This window comes from Salinimicrobium sediminis (genome assembly GCF_900215295.1).
Lineage (GTDB): Bacteria > Bacteroidota > Bacteroidia > Flavobacteriales > Flavobacteriaceae > Salinimicrobium > Salinimicrobium sediminis.
This window is the reverse complement of record NZ_OCMF01000001.1, coordinates 449,628-474,251: the sequence shown is the minus strand read 5'-3', so window position 1 is coordinate 474,251 and position 24,624 is coordinate 449,628. Positions and strand designations below refer to the sequence as shown.

23 protein-coding genes and 1 tRNA gene are annotated in these 24,624 nt (G+C 42.0%); 12 read left to right on the top strand and 12 right to left on the bottom strand.

The features are described 5' to 3' along the window. Positions 1-86: 86 nt before the first annotated feature. From groL to miaB, 7 genes are all read right to left on the bottom strand, one after another. Positions 87-1,724: a chaperonin GroEL gene (gene groL / locus CRO16_RS02115; protein WP_097054693.1), complete on the bottom strand. Its 1,638-nt coding sequence runs from the start codon at positions 1,722-1,724 to the stop codon at positions 87-89. Between the two features lie 101 nt (positions 1,725-1,825). Beyond that, positions 1,826-2,101 (bottom strand): co-chaperone GroES, encoded by a 276-nt coding sequence (locus tag CRO16_RS02110; RefSeq protein ID WP_029038864.1) that lies wholly within the window; start codon positions 2,099-2,101, stop codon positions 1,826-1,828. Positions 2,102-2,244: 143 nt separating this feature from the next. Next, positions 2,245-2,577, bottom strand: a complete 333-nt coding sequence (gene secG, locus CRO16_RS02105) for a preprotein translocase subunit SecG (RefSeq protein ID WP_097054692.1) — start codon at positions 2,575-2,577, stop codon at positions 2,245-2,247. Positions 2,578-2,580: 3 nt separating this feature from the next. After that, positions 2,581-3,420, bottom strand: a complete 840-nt coding sequence (locus CRO16_RS02100; RefSeq protein ID WP_097054691.1) for a hypothetical protein — start codon at positions 3,418-3,420, stop codon at positions 2,581-2,583. Next, entirely contained in the window at positions 3,420-3,923 is a 504-nt protein-coding gene (locus tag CRO16_RS02095) for an LptE family protein (RefSeq protein ID WP_097054690.1), read from the bottom strand. The genes CRO16_RS02100 and CRO16_RS02095 overlap by 1 nt, the downstream gene beginning before the upstream one ends. Positions 3,924-3,947: 24 nt before the next feature. Continuing rightward, complete coding sequence (locus CRO16_RS02090) at positions 3,948-5,201, bottom strand: sigma-54 interaction domain-containing protein (RefSeq protein WP_097054689.1); 1,254 nt, start codon at positions 5,199-5,201, stop codon at positions 3,948-3,950. Between the two features lie 71 nt (positions 5,202-5,272). Then, positions 5,273-6,718, bottom strand: a complete 1,446-nt coding sequence (miaB, locus tag CRO16_RS02085; RefSeq protein ID WP_097054688.1) for a tRNA (N6-isopentenyl adenosine(37)-C2)-methylthiotransferase MiaB — start codon at positions 6,716-6,718, stop codon at positions 5,273-5,275. A 176-nt stretch (positions 6,719-6,894) separates the two neighbouring features. On the opposite strand from miaB, the gene topA reads away from it, so the two are divergent. The 7 genes from topA to CRO16_RS02050 all read left to right on the top strand — a co-directional run bounded on the left by topA (position 6,895) and on the right by CRO16_RS02050 (position 16,417). Then, positions 6,895-9,438, top strand: a complete 2,544-nt coding sequence (topA, locus tag CRO16_RS02080; protein ID WP_097054687.1) for a type I DNA topoisomerase — start codon at positions 6,895-6,897, stop codon at positions 9,436-9,438. 3 nt (positions 9,439-9,441) lie between these two features. After that, entirely contained in the window at positions 9,442-10,596 is a 1,155-nt protein-coding gene (locus CRO16_RS02075; RefSeq protein WP_097054686.1) for a formimidoylglutamase, read from the top strand. A 113-nt stretch (positions 10,597-10,709) separates the two neighbouring features. Next, positions 10,710-12,065 (top strand): T9SS ring complex lipoprotein PorK/GldK, encoded by a 1,356-nt coding sequence (porK, locus tag CRO16_RS02070; protein ID WP_097054685.1) that lies wholly within the window; start codon positions 10,710-10,712, stop codon positions 12,063-12,065. Positions 12,066-12,124: 59 nt separating this feature from the next. Next, the gene (gene porL / locus CRO16_RS02065) at positions 12,125-12,769 is read left to right on the top strand and encodes a type IX secretion system motor protein PorL/GldL (RefSeq protein ID WP_097054684.1); all 645 of its coding nucleotides are present in this window, start codon (positions 12,125-12,127) and stop codon (positions 12,767-12,769) included. 47 nt (positions 12,770-12,816) lie between these two features. Then, positions 12,817-14,361, top strand: coding sequence for a type IX secretion system motor protein PorM/GldM (gene porM, locus CRO16_RS02060; protein ID WP_097054683.1), 1,545 nt, complete (start codon positions 12,817-12,819; stop codon positions 14,359-14,361). 10 nt (positions 14,362-14,371) lie between these two features. Beyond that, entirely contained in the window at positions 14,372-15,265 is an 894-nt protein-coding gene (gene porN, locus CRO16_RS02055) for a type IX secretion system ring subunit PorN/GldN (RefSeq protein WP_097054682.1), read from the top strand. Positions 15,266-15,334: 69 nt separating this feature from the next. Then, positions 15,335-16,417 carry an NAD(P)/FAD-dependent oxidoreductase gene (locus tag CRO16_RS02050; protein ID WP_097054681.1) on the top strand — a complete coding sequence of 361 codons (1,083 nt, stop codon included), beginning with the start codon at positions 15,335-15,337 and terminating at the stop codon, positions 16,415-16,417. Here CRO16_RS02050 and CRO16_RS02045 read toward each other — a convergent pair. Continuing rightward, on the bottom strand, positions 16,390-16,776 hold the full coding sequence (locus CRO16_RS02045; protein ID WP_245858849.1) for a DUF983 domain-containing protein: 387 nt from the start codon (positions 16,774-16,776) through the stop codon (positions 16,390-16,392). The two genes, CRO16_RS02050 and CRO16_RS02045, sit on opposite strands and share 28 nt — an antisense overlap. A 54-nt stretch (positions 16,777-16,830) precedes the next feature. Between CRO16_RS02045 and CRO16_RS02040 the strand changes: the two genes are divergently transcribed. The 3 genes from CRO16_RS02040 to CRO16_RS02030 all read left to right on the top strand — a co-directional run bounded on the left by CRO16_RS02040 (position 16,831) and on the right by CRO16_RS02030 (position 19,071). Then, a complete protein-coding gene (locus CRO16_RS02040; protein ID WP_097054680.1) occupies positions 16,831-18,738 on the top strand; it encodes an ABC-F family ATP-binding cassette domain-containing protein in 1,908 nt (635 codons plus the stop codon). A gap of 1 nt (position 18,739) precedes the next feature. Beyond that, positions 18,740-18,922: a CPXCG motif-containing cysteine-rich protein gene (locus CRO16_RS02035; protein WP_097054679.1), complete on the top strand. Its 183-nt coding sequence runs from the start codon at positions 18,740-18,742 to the stop codon at positions 18,920-18,922. A gap of 76 nt (positions 18,923-18,998) precedes the next feature. Further along, positions 18,999-19,071: transfer RNA gene (locus tag CRO16_RS02030), tRNA-Met, on the top strand. 358 nt (positions 19,072-19,429) lie between these two features. On the opposite strand, the gene CRO16_RS02025 is transcribed toward CRO16_RS02030, so the two are convergent. The 3 genes from CRO16_RS02025 to CRO16_RS02010 form a co-directional block, all read right to left on the bottom strand. Further along, a complete protein-coding gene (locus CRO16_RS02025) occupies positions 19,430-20,191 on the bottom strand; it encodes a DUF72 domain-containing protein (protein WP_097054678.1) in 762 nt (253 codons plus the stop codon). A gap of 94 nt (positions 20,192-20,285) precedes the next feature. Continuing rightward, the gene (locus CRO16_RS02020) at positions 20,286-20,975 is read right to left on the bottom strand and encodes a hypothetical protein (RefSeq protein ID WP_097054677.1); all 690 of its coding nucleotides are present in this window, start codon (positions 20,973-20,975) and stop codon (positions 20,286-20,288) included. A 482-nt stretch (positions 20,976-21,457) separates the two neighbouring features. Further along, positions 21,458-21,988, bottom strand: coding sequence for a gamma carbonic anhydrase family protein (locus CRO16_RS02010; protein WP_097054675.1), 531 nt, complete (start codon positions 21,986-21,988; stop codon positions 21,458-21,460). A gap of 357 nt (positions 21,989-22,345) precedes the next feature. Between CRO16_RS02010 and CRO16_RS02005 the strand changes: the two genes are divergently transcribed. Beyond that, on the top strand, positions 22,346-22,972 hold the full coding sequence (locus tag CRO16_RS02005; protein ID WP_097054674.1) for a DUF4403 family protein: 627 nt from the start codon (positions 22,346-22,348) through the stop codon (positions 22,970-22,972). A gap of 60 nt (positions 22,973-23,032) precedes the next feature. On the opposite strand, the gene CRO16_RS02000 is transcribed toward CRO16_RS02005, so the two are convergent. After that, entirely contained in the window at positions 23,033-23,539 is a 507-nt protein-coding gene (locus tag CRO16_RS02000) for a hypothetical protein (RefSeq protein WP_097054673.1), read from the bottom strand. 167 nt (positions 23,540-23,706) lie between these two features. Here CRO16_RS02000 and era point away from each other — a divergent pair, with 167 nt between their 5' ends. Continuing rightward, a complete protein-coding gene (gene era / locus CRO16_RS01995; protein ID WP_097054672.1) occupies positions 23,707-24,597 on the top strand; it encodes a GTPase Era in 891 nt (296 codons plus the stop codon). The last annotated feature ends 27 nt before the right edge of the window (positions 24,598-24,624 follow it).

Genomic DNA, 24,624 nt, shown 5'->3' with positions numbered 1-24,624 from the left:
AAAAAACCCGCTTCAGCAATGAAGCGGGTTTGTATATTCAAAAAAAGTCTAGACTCTAGGTTCTAATTTCTAGTCTCTCATGAAGCTTACATCATTCCGGGCATACCTCCACCCATTCCTTGTGGCATTCCGCCTCCACCGCTTTCTTCTTTGATATCAACCAAAGAACATTCGGTAGTAAGGATCATTCCGGCAACAGATGCAGCGTTCTCAAGAGCTACTCTGGTTACCTTCTTAGGGTCGATTATACCGGCGGTCATCATGTCAACATAAGTGTCTGTTTTGGCATCATAACCGTAGTTATCTTTTCCTTCAAGTACCTTATTGATCACTACAGAGCCTTCGCCTCCTGCGTTTTCTACGATTGTTCTTAGCGGAGCTTCAATAGCACGGCTCACGATTTGAATTCCTGTAGCTTCGTCTGCATTTAGGGATTCCAGGTTAGCAAGTACAGCTTTTGCGCGAACAAGAGCTACACCACCACCGGCAACGATTCCTTCCTCTACAGCCGCACGGGTTGCGTGAAGCGCATCGTCAACACGATCTTTCTTCTCTTTCATTTCAACTTCTGAAGCTGCACCAACGTAAAGTACGGCAACACCTCCGGCCAGTTTAGCCAGACGCTCCTGAAGTTTTTCCTTGTCATAATCTGAAGTAGTGCTCTCCATCTGAGATTTGATCTGGTTCACACGATCTTTGATCGCCTGGTTGTCTCCGGCACCGTTTACTACAGTTGTATTGTCTTTGTCGATAGCTACTTTTTCAGCAGTACCAAGCATATCTAGAGTTGCGTTCTCAAGAGTAAAACCTCTTTCTTCAGAAACTACAGTACCACCAGTAAGTATAGCGATATCTTCAAGCATTGCTTTTCTTCTGTCTCCAAATCCCGGTGCCTTAACAGCAGCGATCTTTAAAGAACCTCTCAATTTGTTCACTACAAGGGTAGCAAGAGCTTCGCCGTCAACATCTTCAGCAATGATCAAAAGTGGCTTTCCGCTTTGAGCAACAGGCTCAAGTACAGGAAGCAGGTCTTTCATTGAAGAGATCTTCTTGTCATAGATAAGGATATATGGATCTTCAAGATCTGCAGTCATTTTCTCGCTGTTGGTAACGAAGTAAGGAGAAAGGTATCCGCGGTCAAACTGCATTCCTTCTACAACATCCACGTGAGTTTCAGTTCCTTTTGCTTCTTCCACAGTGATCACTCCTTCTTTTCCAACTTTTCCGAAAGCCTGGGCGATAAGTTCCCCGATCTTGTCATCGTTGTTGGCAGAAATAGAAGCTACCTGCTTGATCTTTTCTGAAGAATCACCAACCTGCTGAGTTTGTTCTTTAAGGTTAGCAGTCAAAGCTTCAACAGCCTTGTCAATTCCTCTTTTAAGATCCATTGGGTTTGCACCGGCAGCAACGTTCTTAAGACCTTCTTTTACGATTGCCTGTGCAAGTACGGTTGCAGTAGTTGTACCGTCACCGGCTATATCATTGGTTTTGGAAGCTACTTCCTTCACCATTTGTGCTCCCATATTCTCAAGAGCATCTTCAAGTTCGATTTCTTTTGCAACGGTCACCCCATCTTTGGTCACTACAGGAGCTCCAAAAGATTTGCTGATGATCACGTTACGACCTTTTGGTCCTAATGTAACTTTTACCGCATTTGCTAATGCATCCACACCGCGCTTAATACCGTCGCGGGCTTCAATGTCAAATTTTATTTCTTTTGCCATTTTAATTTAATTTTTTTATCCCTCTCGCGGGAATGTGTTAGTGTTTTTAAATGATTGGGAGGAAACCGTCGGGAAGTGAATGGACGGTTAGACCACAGTAATTATACTATGGCAAGAATATCATCCTCTCTCATGATAAGGTAATCCTTACCTTCAAGCTTAAGTTCGGTACCTGCATATTTTCCGTAAAGAACGCTGTCTCCAACCTTAACGGTCATGTCATGGTCTTTTTTACCACCACCTACGGCTACTACTGTGCCTTTTTGTGGTTTTTCCTTTGCGGTTTCCGGAATGTAAATACCCGATGCAGTCTGAGTTTCGGCTGCCGCAGGCTCAACAAGTACTCTGTCTGAAAGAGGTTTAATGTTTAGTGCCATTTTACAAATGTATTTTAGTTAATTAATTCTTTTTTTGAACTGCCTTAAGGACGAAAATTGTGCCACTTGAAAAATGCTGACAAAAGCCAAAAAAAAATGCCAGCTTGTCATAAGCCGGCATTTATTATATGGTGTAATGTCGTTTACTCCTGTGGCGTATCTGCCGGAGGTTGAATAGGCGCAGGAACATTAGTTTCTACTTCAGGTTCGCCACCCATGATCTTTGATTCTCCAACACCGCTGCCATCCATAATAGTGACATTGGAAAGCAGGATAAGCACTAATAATAAGGTAGCCAAAGTCCATGTACTCTTATCAAGAAAGTCTGAAGTTTTTTGAACTCCTCCAATTTGATTTGCGCCTCCGCCAAATGCAGAAGAAAGTCCGCCACCCTTAGGATTTTGAACCATGATAACTACTACCAGCAAAAATGCTACTATGATGATTAATGCTAAAAAGATTGTAAACGTGCTCATTCTCTAACTGTTATTGTCTTGTAATTTTTCGATCGCCCGAATTTGGTCCGCAAAGAAACCACTTTTTTCCGGATTTTTCAAAATTAAAATTTTATATGCCTGTATGGCTTTTTTATAGTTTTTCTGTTCCAGGTAAACCCTTGCTAAAGTCTCTGTCATTAAGGCTTCAGGCGCGGTAAGATGCTCCTCGGCCAGGTTGATCTTTTTGGCAGATTTTGTCGGATTTATCTTTGGGCTCTTGGCAATGAATTCTTCTATTAGTTCAAACTTTCTGTTGCGGGGTTCTTCATCTTCTTCTTCTGAAGTGTTTTTCCTCCGTTTTACGGGTTTAGCCGAAGCCAGCTTCAACCATTCTGAAAAAGAATGATTTTCATTCCTGTCAAAAGATAAAGGTTTGCCTATTTCCAAAGTATTTTCCCCGCCTGAAGCTTTCTCCTCTTCCTCCCTGCTTCTAAAAAGTTCCGGATCAAATACCTGTTCAGACTCCCGATACTTCATTTTAAGAGCCTTGTCCAGCGACATGTTCTCGTCAGGGGTTGCTGCATTTTGCGGCTGATTATCCTTTTGGGATTGCTCCTTTATAGTTTCGGCGATCTGATTCTGGTTGAATTCTTCCGAAGTGATAAAGTCAAACAGCACTCCCCGGTCTGCTGTATGAGCAGCGGTTAATTTAAGCTCTTTATTATAATGTAGGCTGTTGAGATTTTTAAGGCCTTTTAGCCGAACGGCACGGGCCGCCTGGAAATAAGGATATTGTCGCAAAACCTCATGCAGAGCTTTAGTATGCTCAAAATTGAGGGTGGTGGGATCTTGCAGCAATGTGACTATTTCCTTCTGTTTCATTACCAGTTCGCTAAGGTGGCATTAAAAATATCCTGGGTGATACGGGTAAAGATCTCCTCCAGGGCGGTAGCTAAAACTGCACCCTGTAACTGCGCGTTTGCCGGATAATCATAATAAAAAGAGAATCTCCGGTCAAGATCCTTATCTGGATCAAGGGTGTTAAAGAATCTTACCTGTACCACGATTGTCAGCCGGTTTTGAGCGGCAGTACTCTCTGCCGTGGCACTCATTGGAGACACATAGTAATCTACGATCTCTCCTTCATAGACAAGATCTCCGTTTGAATCCGTAAGGTTGAGGTTCGTTTGGCTCTGAATAAGGTCCTGAAGCTGCAAGGTGAAGGTGCGGTCGATTCCCGGTTCCACAATGGGCGCGGCATTCTGGAAATAATTCACCTGAAAAGTTTCCGCGGCCCCTGTGTCGGCTCCCGAAAAAGAATAGATGCCACACGAAACTGAGGTGAACAGTAGGAGGGAGGCGAACAGCAATTGAAATTTCTTCATATATAAGGTGTCAAAAATGACATTTTAGAGGTCGTATTGTTTGATCTTTCTGTAAAGGGTGCGTTCGCTTATACCCAATTCATCGGCAGCTGCCTTGCGTTTTCCGTTATGGCGTTCCAGAGATTTTTTAATTAGCTCCAACTCCTTATCCTGCAGGGACAGCGTTTCTTCTTCCTCGATTTCTTCAGCAAAATAATATTTATCCTGCTTATCGGGCGTTTTTTGCTGCGGAATTTGAAGTACTTCCAGTTGTTCGTCTGTTATTTCTTCAGGAATGATCTCCTCTTCATCATTTCCGTAGATCTTTTTGATCAGGCTTTCATTCTCCTCTTTTACATTCTTATGCCCGTCATTCTCCATGAGCTCCAGGGTAAGCTTTTTGAGATCATTGAGGTCGCTCTTCATGTCGAAAAGCACCTTATAAAGGATCTCGCGTTCATTGCTGAAGTCGCTTTCCTTTTTCTTTTCTTCGATGACCGCAGGTAAATTGCTGCCTATGCCGGGAAGATATTCCCTTAAAATTATGGCATTGATATTTCGTTCCTGTTCCAGCACAGAGATCTGCTCTGCAATATTTCGCAGTTGCCGCACATTCCCGTTCCAGCGATACTTCTGAAGCAGCTCTACCGCGTCATCTTCCAACCTCACAGTAGGCATCTTGTATTTCATGGCAAAGTCTGCCGCAAACTTTCTAAAGAGCAGGTGAATATCGTCTTTACGCTCCCTTAGAGGAGGCAGGTAAATTTCGACGGTACTTAAACGATAATAAAGATCCTCCCTGAATTTTTCTTTTTTGATGGCTTCTGCCATGTTCAGGTTTGTGGCTGCAACAATACGAACATTGGTTTTTTGCACTTTTGAAGATCCAACTTTGATGAACTCTCCATTTTCCAGGACCCTCAGCAAACGCACCTGGGTGGTTAGAGGCAGTTCTCCCACTTCGTCAAGGAAGATCGTGCCGCCATCGGCTACTTCAAAATACCCGCTTCGGGTTTGGGTAGCTCCTGTAAAAGCACCTTTTTCGTGCCCAAAGAGTTCGCTGTCTATAGTGCCTTCCGGGATAGCACCACAGTTAACGGCAATATATTTCCCGTGTTTGCGATGGGATAAGGCATGGATGATCTTGGGGATGCTTTCTTTCCCAACCCCGCTTTCTCCGGTCACCAATACGGAAATATCTGTTGGAGCAACCTGCATGGCTTTCTCCACCGCCCGGTTTAATTTTTGATCATTCCCCAGAATACCGAACCGCTGTTTTATCGCCTGTATACTTTCCATCTATAAATTCAAGGTTCAAGGTTTAAAGTTCAAGGTTCAGTTACTGATCACTGAACACTGAGCACTGAATACTAATTGTTCTCACTTAATCCAACCGCTTCTCCTATTAAAGTAGCGCTGGTGCAATCGTTGATCTTTACATTCACGAAATCTCCCACCTTATAATTTTCTTTCGGAAATACAGCTACGGTATTCTGGCTGGTCCTTCCGCTCCAGTGGAGGTCAGATTTTTTAGATTCCTTTTCGATCAAAACTTCTACGGTCTTGCCGACGAATTGCTGTGTGCGGTAGTGACTATGTTTTTGCTGCAGGTTTACAATTTCGGTTAGCCTTCTTTTCTTCACTTCTTCGGGTACGTCATCTTCCAGCTTTCTTGCAGCCATAGTTCCAGGCCTTTCAGAATAGGCGAACATGAATCCAAAGTCATATTTTACATACTCCATTAAAGAGAGCGTATCCCGGTGATCCTCTTCTGTTTCAGTTGGGAATCCGGTGATCATGTCCTGAGAAATGGCACATTCGGGCATTAACCTTCTAATGTTGTCGATCAATTCAAAATATTCTTCCCTGGTGTGCAGGCGGTTCATCGCTTTTAAAATCCTGTCGCTTCCGCTTTGTACCGGTAAGTGAATGTATTTACAAATGTTCGGGTATTTTGCCATTGCCTCAATCACATCCAGCGTCATATCCTGCGGATTGGAAGTCGAGAACCTGATCCTCATTTTTGGATGGGCTTCAGCAACCATTCTTAATAGCGCCGCGAAGTTAGTAGCGGTGGCTTTTTGCATTTCAGAAGCATTTTTAAAATCCTTTTTGAGTCCGCCGCCGTACCATAGATAGCTGTCCACATTCTGTCCCAAAAGTGTGATTTCCTTGAAGCCTTTTTGAGCCAGATCATTCACTTCTTCCATAATGCTCTGCGGATCGCGGCTGCGTTCCCTTCCGCGGGTGAAAGGCACTACGCAAAATGTACACATGTTATCACAGCCACGGGTAATAGAAACAAAAGCTGAAACTCCGTTACTCTGAAGACGCACAGGAGAGATATCTCCGTAAGTTTCGTCTTTGGAAAGGATCACATTTACTGCATTTCTTCCTTCCTCAACTTCGTTGATGAGGTTGGGCAGATCTTTATAGGCATCGGGTCCCACTACAAGATCCACGATCTTTTCTTCTTCCAGGAACTGGGCTTTAAGCCGTTCGGCCATACAGCCCAATACGCCTACCTTCATTCCCGGATTTATTTTTTTAACCGCATTGTATTTTTCAAGTCTCTTTCGTACCGTTTGTTCGGCTTTATCGCGAATGGAACAGGTGTTAATAAGGACAAGGTCTGCCTCTTCAAGATTTTGAGTGGTGTCAAATCCTTCTTTGGCCAGAATGGAGGCCACGATCTCGCTGTCGCTAAAATTCATCTGGCAACCGTAGCTTTCGATCATCAGCTTCTTTCCGTTGCCCGTTTTAGGCTCCATCACCAGTGCATTTCCCTGCTGTTTTTCGTCTATTATCTTCTCCATAATTCAAAAAAGTACCATTAGGTAATTGAACGGGCAAAGATAAGATATTAGTTGAGTTATGACAAAGTGACAGGAGGAAATAATTCATTTTGGGAAGCTCTCAAAAAGGGCATTTTTGAAAATAAAAAACTGATATTTAAAAATTCCTATACTTTTGCAGAACTAAAAAAGATACTATGGCAAAGAATTTAGTGATTGTAGAGTCCCCCGCAAAAGCGAAGACCATTGAAAAATTCCTGGGCAAGGATTATATTGTTGCCTCGAGTTTTGGTCATATCGCCGATCTCCCCACCAAAGAGCTGGGAGTGGATACCGAGGGTGATTTTACTCCTAAATATATAGTGTCAAAAGATAAGAAGGAGGTCGTCAAAAAACTCAAAGCCTTAGCAAAGAGTGCCGACATGGTTTGGCTCGCGAGTGATGAGGACCGGGAAGGAGAAGCCATCGCCTGGCATTTGGCCGAAGAACTGAATCTTGATAAGAACAAAACCAAGAGAATTGTTTTTCACGAGATCACAAAATCTGCGATTTTAAAGGCTATTGAAAATCCGCGGGATATAGATTATAACCTGGTAAATGCACAGCAGGCACGAAGAGTACTTGATAGGTTGGTAGGCTACGAACTTTCTCCCGTGCTGTGGAGAAAAGTGAAAGGCGGACTTTCGGCCGGAAGGGTGCAATCGGTTTCTGTTAGGTTGATCGTTGAACGCGAGCGGGAAATTCAAGGTTTCAAGCCGGAAGCTTCTTTTAGAATAGATGCTGAATTCACTACGGAAGAAGGAAAGACCTTCAAGGCAAAACTTCCGAAGAACTTTGATACCAAAGCTGAAGCCGAACAATTCCTTTCAGAAAACCTGGGAGCTAATTTTAAGGTAGCCGACCTTACTACCAAGCCTGCCAGGAAATCTCCGGCGCCACCATTTACAACCTCTACGCTTCAGCAGGAAGCGGCAAGAAAATTATATTTTTCAGTAAGTAAGACCATGACCATGGCCCAGCGTCTTTATGAAGCGGGACATATTACTTATATGAGGACAGACAGTGTTAACCTCTCTGATGACGCAAGAAAAGGTGCCAAAAAAGAGATTTTAGACGCCTATGGGGAAAAGTACAGCAAAACGAGGCAGTTCAAAGGAAAAACTAAAGGCGCGCAGGAAGCTCATGAGGCAATTCGCCCTACCAATTTTGCAGCCCATTCCGTAAATGCAGACAGGGATGAGCAGCGGCTTTACGACTTGATATGGAAACGCGCTATCGCTTCTCAAATGAGCGATGCAGAACTGGAACGCACCAATGTAAAGATTGAAGCTGATAAGCATGATAAACAATTCACCGCAAGCGGGGAGGTGCTGAAATTTGATGGTTTTCTCAAGGTGTACCTGGAAGGTCGGGATGATGAAGATGAGGAATTACAGGAGCAGGAAGGAATGCTGCCGGCAATTAGGGTCAACGAAAAACTCGAAAATAATTATATAACTGCTACGGAAAGATTTACCCGGCCGCCTTACAGATACACTGAAGCTTCTTTGGTGAAAAAACTCGAAGAGTTGGGGATTGGCCGTCCATCCACTTATGCCCCGACTATTTCTACCATACAGAACAGGAACTACATAGAAAAAGGCTCAGTGGACGGTACCGACCGGAATTACGTACAGCTAACCCTGAAGGGAGAGAAAATAAATGAGAAAAAACTTACTGAAACTGTAGGTAGCGATAAAGGAAAGTTAGTGCCAACAGATGTTGGAATGGTGGTGAACGACTTTCTTGTCAATCATTTTTCAGGTATTCTGGATTATAATTTTACTGCCAAGGTAGAGCAGGATTTTGATGAAATAGCCGAAGGCAACGAGGAGTGGACCAAGATGATGAGGGATTTTTACAATGATTTTCATCCTCATGTAAAAGACGTAGCCGAAAATGCCGATCGTGAAGTTGGGGAAAGGATATTAGGAAAGGATCCTGCCACAGGAAAGCCTGTCAGCGTACGATTGGGGAAATTTGGACCAATGGTACAAATGGGATCTGTAGAAGACGAGGAAAAACCGAAATTTGCCAGCCTTTCTCCGGATCAGACCCTGGATTCTGTCACTTTTGAAGAGGCCATGGAGCTATTCAAGCTTCCGAAGGAATTAGGAGAATATAAAGGAGAGTCGGTAGAAGTGAATAACGGCCGTTTTGGACCCTACGTTCGCTACGGAAAGAAATTTGTATCCCTTGAAAAAGGGGAAGACCCGATAACGGTAACCATGGACCGTGCCCTGGAGCTTATTGAAGAGAAGGAAAAGGCAGATGCTCCTATTTATGAATATAAGAACCTTCCGGTGCAAAAAGGAGTTGGCCGTTTTGGTCCTTTCCTTAAATGGAACGACATGTTCATCAATGTGAACAAAAAATATGATTTCGATAACCTTTCCGCAGAAGATATTGAGGAGCTCATTGAAGATAAGATCAAAAAAGAGCGGGAAAAGGTGATCCATAACTGGGAAGAAGAAGGAATTAGAGTGGAGAAAGCCAGATGGGGCAGATCAAATATTTTAAAGGGAAAAACAAAAATAGAACTGCCTAAAACTGTTGACGCTGCAAAACTTAGCCTGGAAGAGGTGAAGGAGATCATTGAGAAGAAGGCGCCAAAAAAGAAGGCAGCAAAGAAAGCTACAGGCACAAAGAAAACCGCGGCCAAGAAAACTACCCGCAAAAAAACAGCTGCTAAAAAGAAGTAATTAATGGAATTGGATTTTTTTAGCCCTGTTAACAAGGAGTTGATAGCCGGTGCGGGCAATAAATTGGGATCAAATTTAGTGCTGCACCTTGAAGATAAAGCCTTTCCGGACCTGGAAGGTGTGAAAATTGCCATTTTTGGAGTACTGGAAGATCGTCTGGATGAAAACCGCAGCTCAGAACCCTTTGACTTTGACGGAATCCGGAAGGCATTTTATAATCTGTTCCCCGGGAACTGGCATTTCAGGATGGCCGATCTTGGAGATATCCATAAAGGGGAAACAGTTGAGGATACCTTTTATGCGGTAAAATCTGCAGTTGCCGAATGTCTCAAAAAAGGTATAATTCCAGTGGTGATTGGGGGGAGCCAGGATCTGTTATATGCACAATACCGGGCGTATGACGGGGTGGAGCAAATGGTCAATATGGTAAACATAGATTCCCGTTTTGACCTGGGAGATGCAGATAAACCTTTGAGCAACCGTTCTTATGTGGGAAAGATTGTCGTTACCAAGCCTTATAATCTTTTTAATTATTCCAGCCTGGGTTATCAAACCTACTTTAATTCCCAGGATGAGATCGAGTTAATGGACCGGTTGTTCTTTGATGCTTACCGGTTGGGAGAGGTGAGTAGTGATATTACTGTAGTAGAGCCTGTAATGAGAGACGCCAATTTAGTGGGAGTTGATCTGGGTGCTGTTAGCGGTGGAGCCTTAGGAAATTACAGATTGCAGTCTCCCAATGGTTTTGATGGAAAGGAAATCTGTGCTTTATCCCGTTATGCGGGCATAAGCGATAAGGTATCTTCCTTTGGGATCTATGAATACACTTCAGAATATAATTTTCCTGCTTCCAACATGTTGGTAGCCCAAATGATATGGTATTTTATTGAGGGAGTAAATTTTAGGAAAAATGAAAATACTATTTCTGCAAAAAAAGAGTTTATAAGATATCAGGTCCCTATTGATGATGAGATATTAGTATTTTATAAAAGCCCCGTGAGTGGTCGCTGGTGGATAGAAATTCCTTTTATTTCACCTGCAAATAATAAACTTAAAAGGCATACGTTATTACCTTGCACGCAAGGAGATTATCTGGATGCCTGTAATCAAATTATCCCCGAAAGGTGGTATAAAACAAAGAGGAAGAACGAAATTTAATATATTACAGACATCTGTAGCTCCTGCATTTTACCTAAATAAATTGTTTATTAGAAAATAAATAAATAGGTTTACTGCCTTGAAGCTATTATGTCCTAACTTTGAGAGATATTATGAGGAAACTTTTTTCGCTTATTGCTGTTATTTCTGTTTTGGCCTCTTGTGGCCGCGGTGATCAGGGGCAATTGGTAGGTGCGCAGGGAAAAAAATGGCATCCCGAAAAGCCTTTGGGTATGACTTTAATTCCCGGTGGGGCTTTTATCATGGGTAAAAGTGATGATGATATCGCTGCTTTGAACAATGCACCGCCAAAAACTGTAACGGTTCGTTCCTTTTACATGGACGAGACCGAAATTACCAATGCTGAGTATCGTCAATTTGTAAACTGGGTGAAAGATTCGGTTACCCGGATGAAGCTTGCCATTTTTGCTGAAGAAATCGGAGAAACTCCGGGGACAGGAGGAATAGGCGAGTTTGCTTTTGCAGACACCGAAGAGGCAGACATGACCCCGTACGAGAAGTACATGTACGACAACTACTATAGCCTTGGAGGTTATGAAGGTCGAAAGATCAATAAGCGTGTAGATATTATCTGGGACACCAGAGATTATCCCGATGAGTATTATGCCGAAGTTATGGATACCCTTTATATTCCTATTGAAGAGGCATATAACGGGCAACGTTCTTTTGATGTTAATCACTTAAAATTCAGATATACCTGGATGGATGTGGGGCAGGCTGCCAGAGCAGAGCCGGGACGTCGTGCCGATTTTATTAAAACTGAAGAGATCCAGATCTATCCGGATACTACTGTATGGATCAAAGATTTCAATTATTCCTATAATGAGCCAATGCACAATGACTACTTTTGGCATGATGCGTATGGCGATTATCCGGTGGTAGGTGTTAGCTGGAAACAGGCCCGTGCCTTTGCACAGTGGAGAACACTTTATCACAATGCCTACCGTAAGGAAAGAGGCAAACACAATGTAAATTCTTACCGACTTCCAACTGAGGCAGAATGGGAATATGCCGCCCGCGGCGGTCTTGAATCTGCCAGTTATCCATGGGGTGGTCCCTACACCAAAAATGACCGGGGTTGTTTTATGGCTAATTTTAAACCTTTAAGAGGAGATTATGCTGCAGACCAGGCGCTTTACACTGTAGAAGCCAAGTCTTACGAGCCAAACGATTATGGCCTTTATAACATGGCCGGTAACGTGGCAGAATGGGTTTTTTCTTCATATGATCCGGCTTCTTACGAATATTCTTCTTCCATGAACCCATCTGTAAACGATGAGACCAACATGAAGAAAGTGGTAAGAGGTGGTTCGTGGAAAGATGTGGCCTACTTCCTGCAGGTTAGCTCCCGCGATTATGAATATGCAGATTCTGCACGAAGCTATATTGGCTTTAGGACAGTTCAGGATTATTTGGGTACCGACCTTACCCTTAATCAAACAAGATAAAAAATCCCTATTTTTCACAACAACCTATTTAAAAAAGAAGAACTAAATTTTTAATTATTATGGCACAATCGAAGTCAAGTAAGAAGTTAATGAACATGGTGTACGGTCTAGGTGCATCTGTGGTTATCCTGGGAGCACTGTTTAAGATCATGCACTGGCCATTTGGTAACCTGATGCTTATCATCGGTCTTATCGTAGAAGCAATTGTATTCGCTGTTTCTGCATTTGAACCTGTAGATGATGAAGTGGACTGGTCTTTAGTGTACCCTGAATTGGCAGGTGGAGAACCAACCGCCAGAAACAATCAGGCTTTGATCAGTGAGAAGGAAACTGAAGGTATGTTATCTAAAAAACTTGATGAGATCCTTCGTGAAGCCAAGATCGATGCAAATCTTATGAGCAGTTTGGGAGACAGCATCCGTAATTTCGAAGGTGCCGCTAAAAATATTACTCCTACAGTAGATGCCATGGCTTCTCAAAAGAAGTACAGCGAAGAAATGAGCCTTGCTGCAAATCAGCTTGAGTCATTAAACAGCATATACAAAGTACAGGTTGAATCTGCTGCCCGCCAGGCAGAGGTGAATGAGGCCGTTGCTGAGAATGCAGGAAGATTGAACGACCAGATGGACGCACTTGCTTCTAATCTTTCTTCTCTAAACAGCGTGTATGGAGGAATGTTATCTGCTATGCATGTTAAGGCATAATTGCCTGCAATAGCAAAAATATTATTATAACAAACTAAAATTAGAGAATGGCGTCTGGAAAACAAACACCAAGACAGAAGATGATTAACCTGATGTATCTGGTTTTCATCGCGATGATGGCTCTTAACATGTCCAAAGAAGTGCTTACTGCTTTTGGAATGATCAACGAGAGTCTCGCCGAATCAAACGCTTCTGTTACTGAAAGAAATAATGCAGCAATTGCAGGATTGGCCACCAAGGCCGAAGAGCAGCCTGCAAAATATGTTCCCTTAAAAGAAAAGGCAGATCAAATCCACCAGCTAACTCAGGAGTTTACCACTTATGTGGAAAACCTTAAAGAAAAAGCACTGGAGGATAAAGAAGCCGAAGATCGCAATGATTACGAGGCAATGGACCAGTCTGCGAAATTAGATGAATATCTATTTTCCAGTGGTAAACCAAGCGAGAACGGGAAAGAATTTCTTGCCCAAATTGAAAGATATAGAGAAGGAGTAGCGAATATCCTGGGAGAAGAATACTCACAGATCGCTGCAGAAGTAAGAAGAGAGTTTAGTACAGAAGAGGTTGTTGACGGGGAAGGGGTAAAACGTCCCTGGTTAGCTTACAATTTTGAAGGTTTCCCTTTGATCGCTTCTATTACTAAATTGACCCAGATGCAGGGAGATGCAATGGCTAATGAGAATGATATACTTTCTACCATGCTTTCCGGGCAACTTATTAGTGAAGTTTCCTTAACTAACTATGAAGCTCTTGTAATTCCTGACAAAACCGCTTTTTTCAGCGGGGAGAACTTTACCGGAACTGTTGTTTTAGGAAGGGTAGATAATACCCTGCAATTTGACAAAGTTGTCATTAATGGCAAAGAAATTAAAAGCACTAAGGCCGGGCAGGTAAAACTAGAATTTCCTGCAGGTAATGTAGGTGAAAACCAAATTAAGGGTCAGCTTCAGTTTAAAGAAGGAGATTCTATTGTAACTATTGATGTGAACAAGAGCTATAGTGTAATTCCACGACCAAATTCCGCAGTGATTTCTGCAGATAAGATGAACGTGGTGTACCGCGGTGTAGCTAACCCAATGACTATATCCATTCCAGGAGTAGGAAGTGTTTCTGCTAACGCACCGGGTCTGAGACCAGCCGGTGGTGCCGGAAATTACATTATGGATGTAACTACGCTTCAGGCTCGTGAAGTAACCATCAACGTGAGTGGTGAACTTCCGGGAGGTGATAGGGTAAGTGACAGCAAAACCTTTAGGGTAAGAGATATTCCAAGACCTGTGGGAACTGTTAGAGGGGAAGACGGAACTGTAAGAATGCAGCGTCAAAACCTTGAGATCTCCACTATTGGTGCAGCTCTGCCCGACTTTGAATTCGATGTTGATCTGAGGGTTACAGGCTTTAAATTCCGGGTACCGGGACAACCAACAATTCAGGTTAGAGGACAAAAGCTTGATCAAAGTGCAATTGGAGCACTTAGAAGAGCAGGAAGAGGGGAAACCATCCAGATCTTTGATGTGGAGGCACAATTAGCAGGTAATTCAAGCTACAAGCTCAAGCAGGTATCTCCTGTCCTGGTTGAATTAACAAATTAAACATTAGAACATGAACTGGAACCGATTATTGCTAGGATTTTGTGGGTTGCTCGTTTCGGGGACATCTTTTGGCCAGACAAATATTTTAAATGCCAAATCACCAGATGAGATAGGAGCCCCAACGAAGGCAGAGATTACCTATGGAAAGAATGATCCATTAGAATATGGATATGTGGATGAGAGAGATGTGCTATGGGCAAAAACTACCTGGGAGGTTATAGATCTTGACGAAAGGGTGAATTTCCCTCTGTATTATCCCATAGATACTAATCAAATAGGAGGTTCAAGACGTTCCTTATATGATGTTTTGGTTGCCGGTATTAAAAGCGGTAAAATCAAGAACATCTATGCAGATTCTTATTTTAATGATAAGCGGACGTTAAAGGATATCTCTGCAGCACTTTCTAAGGTGGATACTACAGATCTTGGGATCGAGCAGTACAACGCAGGGGAAGAGATCGATCAGCAATACATTAGCCGAAGGGATATATCTTCTGCGGATATTGCTGAATATCACATCCGCGGATACTGGTACTTTGATAAGCGCCAGGCGGAATTAAAGTACAGGTTACTTGGAATCGCTCCTGTAGCACCCGATGTTAACTTTATTGACGAAGGAGGTGCAGAGGCACTTGTTGAATTATTTTGGGTTTGGTTCCCGGGAGCACGCGAGGTGCTAAATGAGGCTTATGCTTTCAATCCCGAGAATTCTTCCAATTCCTTCTCGTTCGATCATCTGCTGAATGCCCGCAGGTTTAATGCGACTATTTATGCCGAAGATAACGTGCAGGGGGATAGACAGGTGGATGACTACATTAGTAATAATGCCTTTATGCAGTTGCTGGAGTCTGAACGTATAAAAGAACAGATCAGGAACTTTGAACAGGATATGTGGAACTATTAAAGTTTCCTTTCTGAAATAACAAGAACGCCTTTCTCTGAAAGGCGTTTTTTTTATGACTAATTTTGCGTTATGAAAGATTACATTATTGTTGGGGCAGGCCTTAGCGGCACCTGCCTTGCCTACAGGCTCGAGAAATCCGGAAGATCCTTCGTGGTGTTCGATGACGGCAGCCAGGAAGCCTCAAAAGTAGCCGGCGGATTTATGAATCCTGTGATCCTGAAGCGGTTTACCCTCGCCTGGAAGGCCGATGAACATTTGGAAGCAGCCTATGCTTTTTATTCTGATATGGAAAGGCACCTGGAAAAACAATTTTTGAGTCCGCTGGAAGTCTACAGGAGATTCTCCTCTGTAGAAGAGCAGAACAACTGGTTTGCTGCAGCCGATAAACCTCGTTTAGCGCCTTTTCTTGATACTAAACTGGTGCCACAGGTGAATGATCACGTTCCCGGCAGGTTCTCCTTTGGGAGGGTCTTAAAAACTTCCCGGATAGATCCAAGATATTTACTGGATTCCTATGCTGAACATCTCGAGGAAAAGGGATGGTTCAAAAATGACTCTTTTGAGTATGATGAACTGCAGGTCTCGGCTTCAGGGGTTTCCTATAAAGGAATAGATGCCAAAAATGTGATTTTTTGTGAAGGCTTTGGGCTTCAGAAAAATCCTTTTTTTAATTACCTTCCCTTAAGGGGGAACAAGGGAGAATATATTATTATCAAAGCCCCAAAATTAGATCTCGAGGTGGGAGTAAAATCTTCGATTTTTATTTTTCCTGCAGGAGGCGATCATTATGCGGTTGGCGCCACTTACAGCAATACCGATAAAACTCCGGAGCCTACAACAGAAGCCAGAGAAGAGCTGGTAGAGAAACTTAAGGATTTGCTCGATGTAGAATTTGAAGTAGTGGACCAGGTGGCGGGATTAAGGCCTTCTACCATCGACAGGAGGCCATTGGTTGGAAGGCATCCTGAACATGAGCATCTCTATACCTGTAATGGGTTTGGAAGCAGGGGAATTTTGATTGCGCCTTCAATTTCTAAAGAACTGGTGGATTTTGTCGAAACAGGAAAAAGTCTCGATCCGGAAACGGATATTTCCCGATTTACCAAAAAGTGGTTTAAAAAATCTCAGGGTTTTGCTTTTCCGGGGTCATAGGAAAAGAAAAAATTCACCCATATATTTCTGCTCCATCGCACTATGACGGGCAAAAATATTAGAAGGGTAAGAACTATTGCAATAAAGGTATTGAGCAGGGAAAGGTTTAACAGCCAATAAGCTATAACAAAAGCTGCGGCAGCAAATGCTATACCTACAGCATAGCTCACATACATGGCACCAAAGAAGAAAGAGGGTTCCATTTTATATTTGGTACCACAATTGGAACATCTTTCGTGCATATCAAACAATTTAGAGATCTTATAGGGATTGGATTCCTTGTACATGCTTTCCTCCTGACATACAGGACAGGTACCGGTAAAAATGCTGTACAACTTATTACCTTTTAAAGATTTCACAGGGCTTTTTTAGACCCGTAAATTTAAGCATCTTTGCAAAAATTTTGAAGAAGAATGTTGAATATTCACAATTTGTCGGTCTCCTTTGGTGGAGAGTATTTATTTGAAGAGATCACCTTTAGGCTGGGAGCCGGTGACAGGGTGGGGCTTATAGGAAAGAACGGGGCCGGGAAATCGACCATGCTTAAGATCCTTGCACGCGAAATGGAACCGGATACGGGCCAGATTGCAGCCGATAAAGATCTTAAAATAGGATTTTTAAAGCAGGATATTGACTTTATTGAGGGAAGAACAGTCCTTGAAGAGTCGTACCAGGCATTCGAGGAGATCAAAAGACTTGAGAAAAAACTGGAGGAGATCAACCACCAGCTTGCCGAACGCACCGACTATGAAAGTGAGGCATATCATCAGCTCATGGTAGACCTTAATGATGTGCAGCACCAGTACGAGATTCATGGCGGGTATAACTATCAGGGAGAAACGGAAAGAATTCTCCAGGGTTTGGGTTTCAAACGCGAGGACTTTAATAAACTTACAGATACCTTTTCGGGAGGTTGGAGGATGAGGATAGAACTGGCGAAGCTCTTGCTTCAGCAAAATGACATCCTGTTGCTCGATGAGCCTACGAACCACCTTGATATCGAATCCATTATATGGCTGGAAGGATTTCTTAATAATTACCCCGGGGCAGTTGTGATCGTTTCTCACGACAAGATGTTCCTGGACAATGTGACCAACAGAACTATTGAGATCTCTCTGGGCCGAATCTATGACTTCAATAAACCTTATTCAAAATACCTGGTGTTAAGGCAGGAACTAAGAGAGCAGCAACTCGCTTCTCAAAAGAACCAGGAGAAACAAATTCAGCAGACAGAAAAGCTCATAGAGAAATTCCGTGCAAAGGCGTCAAAGGCCAGTATGGCACAGTCCCTTATCAAGAAGCTGGATAAGATAGACAGGATCGAGGTAGATGAGGATGATAATTCTGTAATGACCCTTAAATTTCCGGTATCGGTAGTTCCCGGAAAAGTGGTTGTGGAAGCTCATCATATTTCCAAAAACTACGGAAACAAAAATGTATTAAAGAATATTAACCTGCTCATTGAGCGGGATTCCAAAACTGCCTTTGTAGGGCAGAACGGTCAGGGGAAGTCAACGCTGGCAAAGATCATCGTGGGGGAATTAAGTCATGAGGGAACCCTTAAACTGGGCCACAATGTGCAAATAGGATATTTTGCCCAAAATCAAGCTGAATATCTTGATGGCTCTAAAACTGTTCTGGATACCATGATCGATGCCGCTAATGAAAGTAACAGGGCCAAGGTTAGGGATATTCTCGGGTCTTTTCTTTTTCGTGGAGATGAAGTGGAAAAATACGTTCGGGTACTTTCAGGAGGGGAGCGTAACCGCCTTGCTTTAGCTAAATTGATGTTACAGCCTTTCAATGTGCTGGTAATGGATGAGCCTACGAACCACCTTGATATCAAATCCAAGAACGTTTTAAAAGACGCTTTAAAAAGCTTTGAGGGAACTTTGATCCTGGTTTCTCACGATAGGGATTTCCTTCAGGGATTGACCAACAAGGTTTATGAATTCAAAGATCACAGGATCAAAGAATATTTAGGAGATATCGATTATTATCTTGATCAGCGGAAACTTGACGATATGCGGCAGGTGGAGAAGCGGGATGTGGAAAAGCAGGCGCCAAAGGAGAGTAATAAGGATTCTTACCAAAATCAGAAAAAGCTTAAATCCCTCAATAACAAACTCAGCAATATAGAAAGCAAGATCTCAAAGCTGGAAAAAGAAATTAAAGCTAAAGATGTAGAGCTGGCTACGAATTATGAAAAAAGTGTAGCTCAAAAGGACTTTTTGAACAAGTACCAGGAAAAGAAAAAAGAGCTTGAAAAGCTGATGAAAGATTGGGAAGAAGTACAGCTGGCTTTGGAGGAAAACGGATAAGATGCTGGAACACTTTTTTAATTGCCCTTACTGCGGAGAAGAAATTTCCATGCTGTTAGACCCTTCGGTTAGGCAACAGGTTTATGTAGAAGATTGCGAGGTTTGTTGTAATCCCATGGAGATCAGCGCAGAATTTACAAATGCAGAGCTGGTGTATTTTGAAGTACGGGAACTGGGACAGTAAAGGAGGCTTCTTTTAAATTTTTTGAAGAAAAATCTTTGGAGAAATGAAATTTGACAGTATATTTGCAGTCCAATATCGCGGGATAGAGCAGTAGGTAGCTCGTCGGGCTCATAACCCGAAGGTCACTGGTTCGAGTCCAGTTCCCGCTACTAGAACAGCCCTTCAGAAATGAAGGGCTTTTTTTATGCAGAGTATTATTAAATAGATGCCGGAATTATAACCCAATCAGCTTCTATAGCATTATTAGGTATACACTTAGTAGCAATTAGTGCAGAAAGATATTTCCAGCTCCTTAAAAAATATCCTGATCTAAAAGGGCATCACACATCAACTTTTCAGGAATTTCATTTCGCTTTTTGATCACTTTCTTAATCCCGATGTTCATTCCTTACATCTGTATTCCGGCCGGAATGTTGGTTAATATCCAGAAATAAAGAAGGCTCTTCAGGCATTTGAGGGGATTGATCTTATTGTGGAATTTTTAGACTCGACTTCCTCTCTCTTACACTACAACTTCACGAAATTATTCAGCATCTTCAAATTATCAAAGGCGTCACCCATGGTGTTATTAAAATATGCGTAAACAGATTTCCCTTCTTCAACCCATTCATTTAGCAGCAAAGCGTATTCCCTTAGAAAATCTTCGGAATAGCTGTCGCGATAGTTGCCGGTAGGACCATGGAACCGAAGATACAAAAAAGACGATTTTTGATCCCGCAACGGGGTTGCCGACTTTGGTATATCGTGAATTACCAGTGTCGCTTTGTGAAAATCCAAAAGCTCGTAGATCTCCTCCTCATACCATGAGTTATTGCGGAACTCTACAGCTATCTTCCAATCCTGTGCAGGATCAGATTCTTTAATGAAGCTTAAAAGGCGGTCCAATTGAAGGGCATATGCTCTCCCTATACCCGGAGGAAACTGAATCAGCAAACATCCTTTTTTGTCATTGACAGCATTAATGGATTCGAAAAATTCAATTATATCCTCCTTATTAAAATCCAGGTTTTTTGCGTGTGTAATTTCTTTCCACAATTTAAAAGTGAACCTGAAATTTTCCGGCACCGAATTACTCCAATTGGCTACTGTTGAAGCTCTGGGAATCTTGTAAAACGAACTATTGATTTCTATGCTGTTAAAATGGGAAGCATAATAAGTGAGTCTACTTGCATTTTCAAAGGGAGGCGGAAACAGGTATTTTGGTATGGGCAATTGTAGTCCGCTAAGGCCCGAATAAAGTTGATGCTGAAGATTGGAAACATCGCTCATTGGCTGTTGTTTTTCATTTCAGGATGATCTTTATTACTTTTTTTTCTGAACAGGTTATTCTTAAAGCTCTCCTGCTTCCGTATTTTAATTCATGCTATTCTCCCGGGTAGGGGTGGAAAATAGAATTCATCCGGATCTCAGAATACTTCAAATCCCTATTGGCTCCAAAAGTAAATTCACCTTCTTCATTCACCGGAAAGCCTTCGTCAATATGTTTGTCTATAACCTCTGACTCGTCGTTAGTAATAACCCAAAAAGTTTTTAATTCCCCCGAAGGAGTTTTCCTGGCCCTGATGTACTGGTGCCATTTTTTGCCCTGGGACCTGTAAATAAGATCTACTGCCATTTCAGATTTGAAACTTCCAATTTCAAAAGCCACAGGATTATGAGCATTTAGAGTACCAATGGAAGTTTTAGTGCCCCGCCTGGGAAAATCGGAAGGACTAATAGCTGTGTCTGTATAATCTCTGATGAGTCTTCTTTCAATCTCCAGATTTTTTATTGCATCCTTACCATTCAGGTTTATTAGCACGCTGGCTGCTGAATTATTCTTTCCCGGCATTACAGTGGCCTGGGGATAACTAAAGATACCTCTTGAGGTAAGCTCTTCAGAAAGCTGGTGGATCTTTTGTTCTAAACCGGAGATTTGCTCCTCCTTTTGTTGAATGGTGATGTCAAGAGCTTTTTCTGTCTCAAAGTGACCGGTCTGGATGCCCAGGTAAAAAGAAATTGTTGCAATAACGATGAGCAGTAAGGCCCAAATAACATCAGATTTAAATTTCATAGATGTAAGAAGAATCTTAAGGCAAGATAGGATTTTCTCCTGTTTTTCCCATTAACACCGCAGCCTTTTCGTTTTACGGGATTAATCTTTATCTTCTGAAAGGATTTTTTCAAATTTTACGCAACCTTTTGAATTTCCCGGGTCATGTATATAAGGAGCCGGTTTTTGTGTCAATGATCTATTGAGCAAAAACAGAAGTAGGGAAAATTTCAAATGGTTCCGGAGTATTGTTTGGGTTATTGTTAAAAGAGATTTCCCGGACAACTGAAAACCGGCTATTGGCCGGTTTTCTATTTTATATTTTTCACCCTCCTCTTCATAGACAATGGCATTCATTTTGCAGCATAAGGCAAAAAGGAGGTTATGTCGAAGCAGGATATTTTTAGGATTTTGAACAGCCCCAATATGAAATTGATAGTAATTTTCCTTTTCGCAGCTGTGGGCGGCATAGTCCTTATTCTTTCCCTTCCTAAATTATGGTTTTAAGAGCCTTCTATCTCCTTTTTTTCAAACCACCCGCTGTACATAATGTAATTACCGGCAGTCTTTTTCATGTTTAAAATTTGTTCTTCTGACAGCTTTTTTATTTTTTTTGCCGGGACCCCGGCATAGATATGTCCGGCTTCACAAACGGTATTTTCCAGAACCACTGCACCTGCAGCAATAATGCAATTCTTTTGCACGACTGCTTTATCCATAACAATGGCTCCCATGCCAATTAAAACATTGTCTTCAACCGTACACCCGTGAACGATCGCACGGTGGCCAATGGAAACATCGTTACCAATAGTAGTGGCAGCTTTTTGGTAGGTGCAATGGATCACCGCTCCATCCTGTATATTAGTCCTGTCCCCAATCCTTATTGCATTTACATCTCCGCGTACAACTGCCGTAAACCATACAGAGCACTGCGCTCCCATTTTGACGTCTCCCGTTATCGTGGCGTTTGGTGCTAAATAGCAATCTTTTCCAATTTCAGGATATTTATCTTTTACAGGTATAATTAAAGCCATGGATTTTTTTATAAAATTAAAGAATTGTCAGTAGCCTGTTAGGATTTTGTCTGAGATTATTTCCTGGATTTCAATAAAATTTCAGGCTTGTAAAATAGTTGCCTTCCGAAGAAAATTGGAAAAAAAAAGGCTATCCTGCTAAAAAAAGAATATGATTAAAACGCCTTTTTTGAGGCTAAAGGGCTATTACCTAAAGAGATTATATATAATACCTGCTGAAAAATTTTCAGCAATGAAAAGTTCATTCTCAGACAAAAACCTTAAAAGCCCTCCTCACTACTAAATCTCTCAGGTGTCTGAAGTTGATTTGCTGGAGAAAATTACGTATCTTCTTTTTCCTCAATTTTAGATTGAACTATGGAAACGACATTGCCGGAAAGCAGGTATAACATTGTACTGAATCTACCTGTAAAGATTAGCTATAGGGTTCTGGAAACCTATCTTCAAAAGAAACTCTTAGGTAAAGTTTTGAGTAAAGGAAAAGCAAATGGAAGCACTTCAGATACTGCCAGAATTCAAAAGATTGCCCTGGAAAGAAGCTCCCTTGAAGACTTTGATCTTGCAGTACACCTGCAGCTAAAAATGTTAACCACCTTTTTTAGAGATAAAGAGATAAAGATGGTGGTTCATCTTTCCCTTGCTTTTAGAGAACGGGAACAGGAGGTCCTGGTCCCACGATACAAACTGGAAGGAGAGAATAATGGGTGGCTTATAAATACAGCCGTCGAGACCCTTATCAACAATTTCCTATACTCCAAACTTAAAGAAAAAATGAAGTTTGACATAAGGCCTTTGGTTGCTCAAAAGCTTGAAGGGATTAATAAAAAGTTGGGGAATGGATTAGAGGTGGCAGACGGGATTAATATAAGCGGGAAAGTAAATGAATTTCGAATTAAAGAAGTGATCCCCGGGCAAAAGACTTTACTGGTTGCTGTTCATATCCTGGGTAATAATGTATTGAACATTCATAAAATTGATTTATAAAAAAAGATCCCACTTCTGCTATTTTTGGCAGCTGTGGGATCTTTATAATTTTATTTGAATTTACTCCTCGATTTGCTCTCCTTCAGGATTGTTATCAATAAGGTTCTTACGAATTTCATCGTGCGTATTCATCATTTCTTCATGCTCGCTTTTAATAGTGCTGTGGTCGTTTAAGATCTCATTGTGAACTTTTCTCATTTGCTCAATCTGAGCCTTCATCTCCTCACTGCTCAGGTTTCCAAAGTCACTTTTAAGATCTTTGTGTCCCTGCATCATTTTTTCATGTCCCGCAAGCAATCCTTCATGCTTTTTTAGAATCACTTCGTTCTGGGCCATTTGTTCAAAATAAGAAGAATCTGAAACCTTCATGGTTTCCAGCTGCTGGGAAAGTTCCCGGTGGCTTTGCTGCATTTTTTGATGGGTGGACTGGAATTCTGTATGAACCTGCTGTATGCTGTCATTTTCGGCCATTAGTTCATCCAATTCATTTGATAGGCTTTCTTTTTCGCTGTCTCCACATGCCACAAGTAAACTCATGCTGAAGATCAAGATCATAAATTTTTTCATTTTTAGTTGGTTTTGAAGGTTATTCCTATCAAAATTACGAAAGTGAGGGTGTAGTAGTTATAATTCTCTGTTAAAAGGAGCCGCATTTAAATCAGGGACAGCCTGGCCTGAACACTGAGCACTGATTACTGACCACTAAAATTACCTATCTTTGTAAAAAATTGAAGATGGCTCATAAAGCAGGTTTTGTAAACATTATTGGGAATCCTAACGTAGGGAAGTCTACTCTTATGAACGCTTTTGTGGGAGAGAAATTAAGTATCATCACCTCTAAAGCACAAACCACCCGCCACCGGATCCTTGGTATTGTTAACGGGGAAGATTTCCAGGTGATCCTTAGTGATACTCCGGGAATCATCAAGCCGGCATATCAGCTCCAGGAATCTATGATGGATTTTGTGAAGTCTGCCTTTGAAGATGCAGATGTCCTCATCTATATGGTGGAAATAGGGGAGAAGGAGCTTAAGGATGAGTCATTTTTTAATAAAATTGTACATTCCGAGATCCCGGTGCTGTTGCTTCTGAACAAGATCGACAAATCAAATCAGGAACAACTGGAAGAGCAGGTACAGCTTTGGCAGGAAAAAGTTCCAAATGCAGAAATTTTTCCGGTCTCTGCTCTTGAAGGTTTCAATGTGCCGCAGGTCTTCAACCGGATTGTTGAACTTCTGCCTGAATCTCCCGCCTTTTATCCTAAAGATACCCTTACCGATAAGCCTGAACGTTTTTTCGTAAATGAAATAATCCGTGAAAAGATTTTAATGCACTACAAAAAGGAAATCCCTTATAGTGTTGAGATCGATACCGAAGAATTCTTTGAAGAGGAGAACATCATTCGTATGCGCAGCGTGATCATGGTGGAAAGGGAGACTCAAAAAGGAATCATTATAGGACATAAAGGAGCAGCGCTTAAAAGAGTGGGCGTGGAAGCCCGTAAGGATCTCGAAAAATTCTTTGGGAAACAGGTGCACCTGGAGCTGTATGTCAAGGTAAATAAAAACTGGCGCAGTGATTCAAAGCAGTTAAGACGCTTTGGATATGGCGGAGACAACCGGTAAACTTCCTAAGGAATATTGAAAAATTTT

Excerpts from the sequence above, each read along its gene's own strand:
- groL (WP_097054693.1), bottom strand. The coding sequence starts at position 1,724 with ATGGCAAAAGAAATAAAATTTGACATTGAAGCCCGCGACGGTATTAAG.
- CRO16_RS02110 (WP_029038864.1), bottom strand. The coding sequence starts at position 2,101 with ATGGCACTAAACATTAAACCTCTTTCAGACAGAGTACTTGTTGAGCCT.
- secG (WP_097054692.1), bottom strand. The coding sequence starts at position 2,577 with ATGAGCACGTTTACAATCTTTTTAGCATTAATCATCATAGTAGCATTT.
- CRO16_RS02100 (WP_097054691.1), bottom strand. The coding sequence starts at position 3,420 with ATGAAACAGAAGGAAATAGTCACATTGCTGCAAGATCCCACCACCCTC.
- CRO16_RS02095 (WP_097054690.1), bottom strand. The coding sequence starts at position 3,923 with ATGAAGAAATTTCAATTGCTGTTCGCCTCCCTCCTACTGTTCACCTCA.
- CRO16_RS02090 (WP_097054689.1), bottom strand. The coding sequence starts at position 5,201 with ATGGAAAGTATACAGGCGATAAAACAGCGGTTCGGTATTCTGGGGAAT.
- miaB (WP_097054688.1), bottom strand. The coding sequence starts at position 6,718 with ATGGAGAAGATAATAGACGAAAAACAGCAGGGAAATGCACTGGTGATG.
- topA (WP_097054687.1), top strand. The coding sequence starts at position 6,895 with ATGGCAAAGAATTTAGTGATTGTAGAGTCCCCCGCAAAAGCGAAGACC.
- CRO16_RS02075 (WP_097054686.1), top strand. The coding sequence starts at position 9,442 with ATGGAATTGGATTTTTTTAGCCCTGTTAACAAGGAGTTGATAGCCGGT.
- porK (WP_097054685.1), top strand. The coding sequence starts at position 10,710 with ATGAGGAAACTTTTTTCGCTTATTGCTGTTATTTCTGTTTTGGCCTCT.
- porL (WP_097054684.1), top strand. The coding sequence starts at position 12,125 with ATGGCACAATCGAAGTCAAGTAAGAAGTTAATGAACATGGTGTACGGT.
- porM (WP_097054683.1), top strand. The coding sequence starts at position 12,817 with ATGGCGTCTGGAAAACAAACACCAAGACAGAAGATGATTAACCTGATG.
- porN (WP_097054682.1), top strand. The coding sequence starts at position 14,372 with ATGAACTGGAACCGATTATTGCTAGGATTTTGTGGGTTGCTCGTTTCG.
- CRO16_RS02050 (WP_097054681.1), top strand. The coding sequence starts at position 15,335 with ATGAAAGATTACATTATTGTTGGGGCAGGCCTTAGCGGCACCTGCCTT.
- CRO16_RS02040 (WP_097054680.1), top strand. The coding sequence starts at position 16,831 with ATGTTGAATATTCACAATTTGTCGGTCTCCTTTGGTGGAGAGTATTTA.
- CRO16_RS02035 (WP_097054679.1), top strand. The coding sequence starts at position 18,740 with ATGCTGGAACACTTTTTTAATTGCCCTTACTGCGGAGAAGAAATTTCC.
- CRO16_RS02025 (WP_097054678.1), bottom strand. The coding sequence starts at position 20,191 with ATGAGCGATGTTTCCAATCTTCAGCATCAACTTTATTCGGGCCTTAGC.
- CRO16_RS02020 (WP_097054677.1), bottom strand. The coding sequence starts at position 20,975 with ATGAAATTTAAATCTGATGTTATTTGGGCCTTACTGCTCATCGTTATT.
- CRO16_RS02010 (WP_097054675.1), bottom strand. The coding sequence starts at position 21,988 with ATGGCTTTAATTATACCTGTAAAAGATAAATATCCTGAAATTGGAAAA.
- CRO16_RS02005 (WP_097054674.1), top strand. The coding sequence starts at position 22,346 with ATGGAAACGACATTGCCGGAAAGCAGGTATAACATTGTACTGAATCTA.
- CRO16_RS02000 (WP_097054673.1), bottom strand. The coding sequence starts at position 23,539 with ATGAAAAAATTTATGATCTTGATCTTCAGCATGAGTTTACTTGTGGCA.
- era (WP_097054672.1), top strand. The coding sequence starts at position 23,707 with ATGGCTCATAAAGCAGGTTTTGTAAACATTATTGGGAATCCTAACGTA.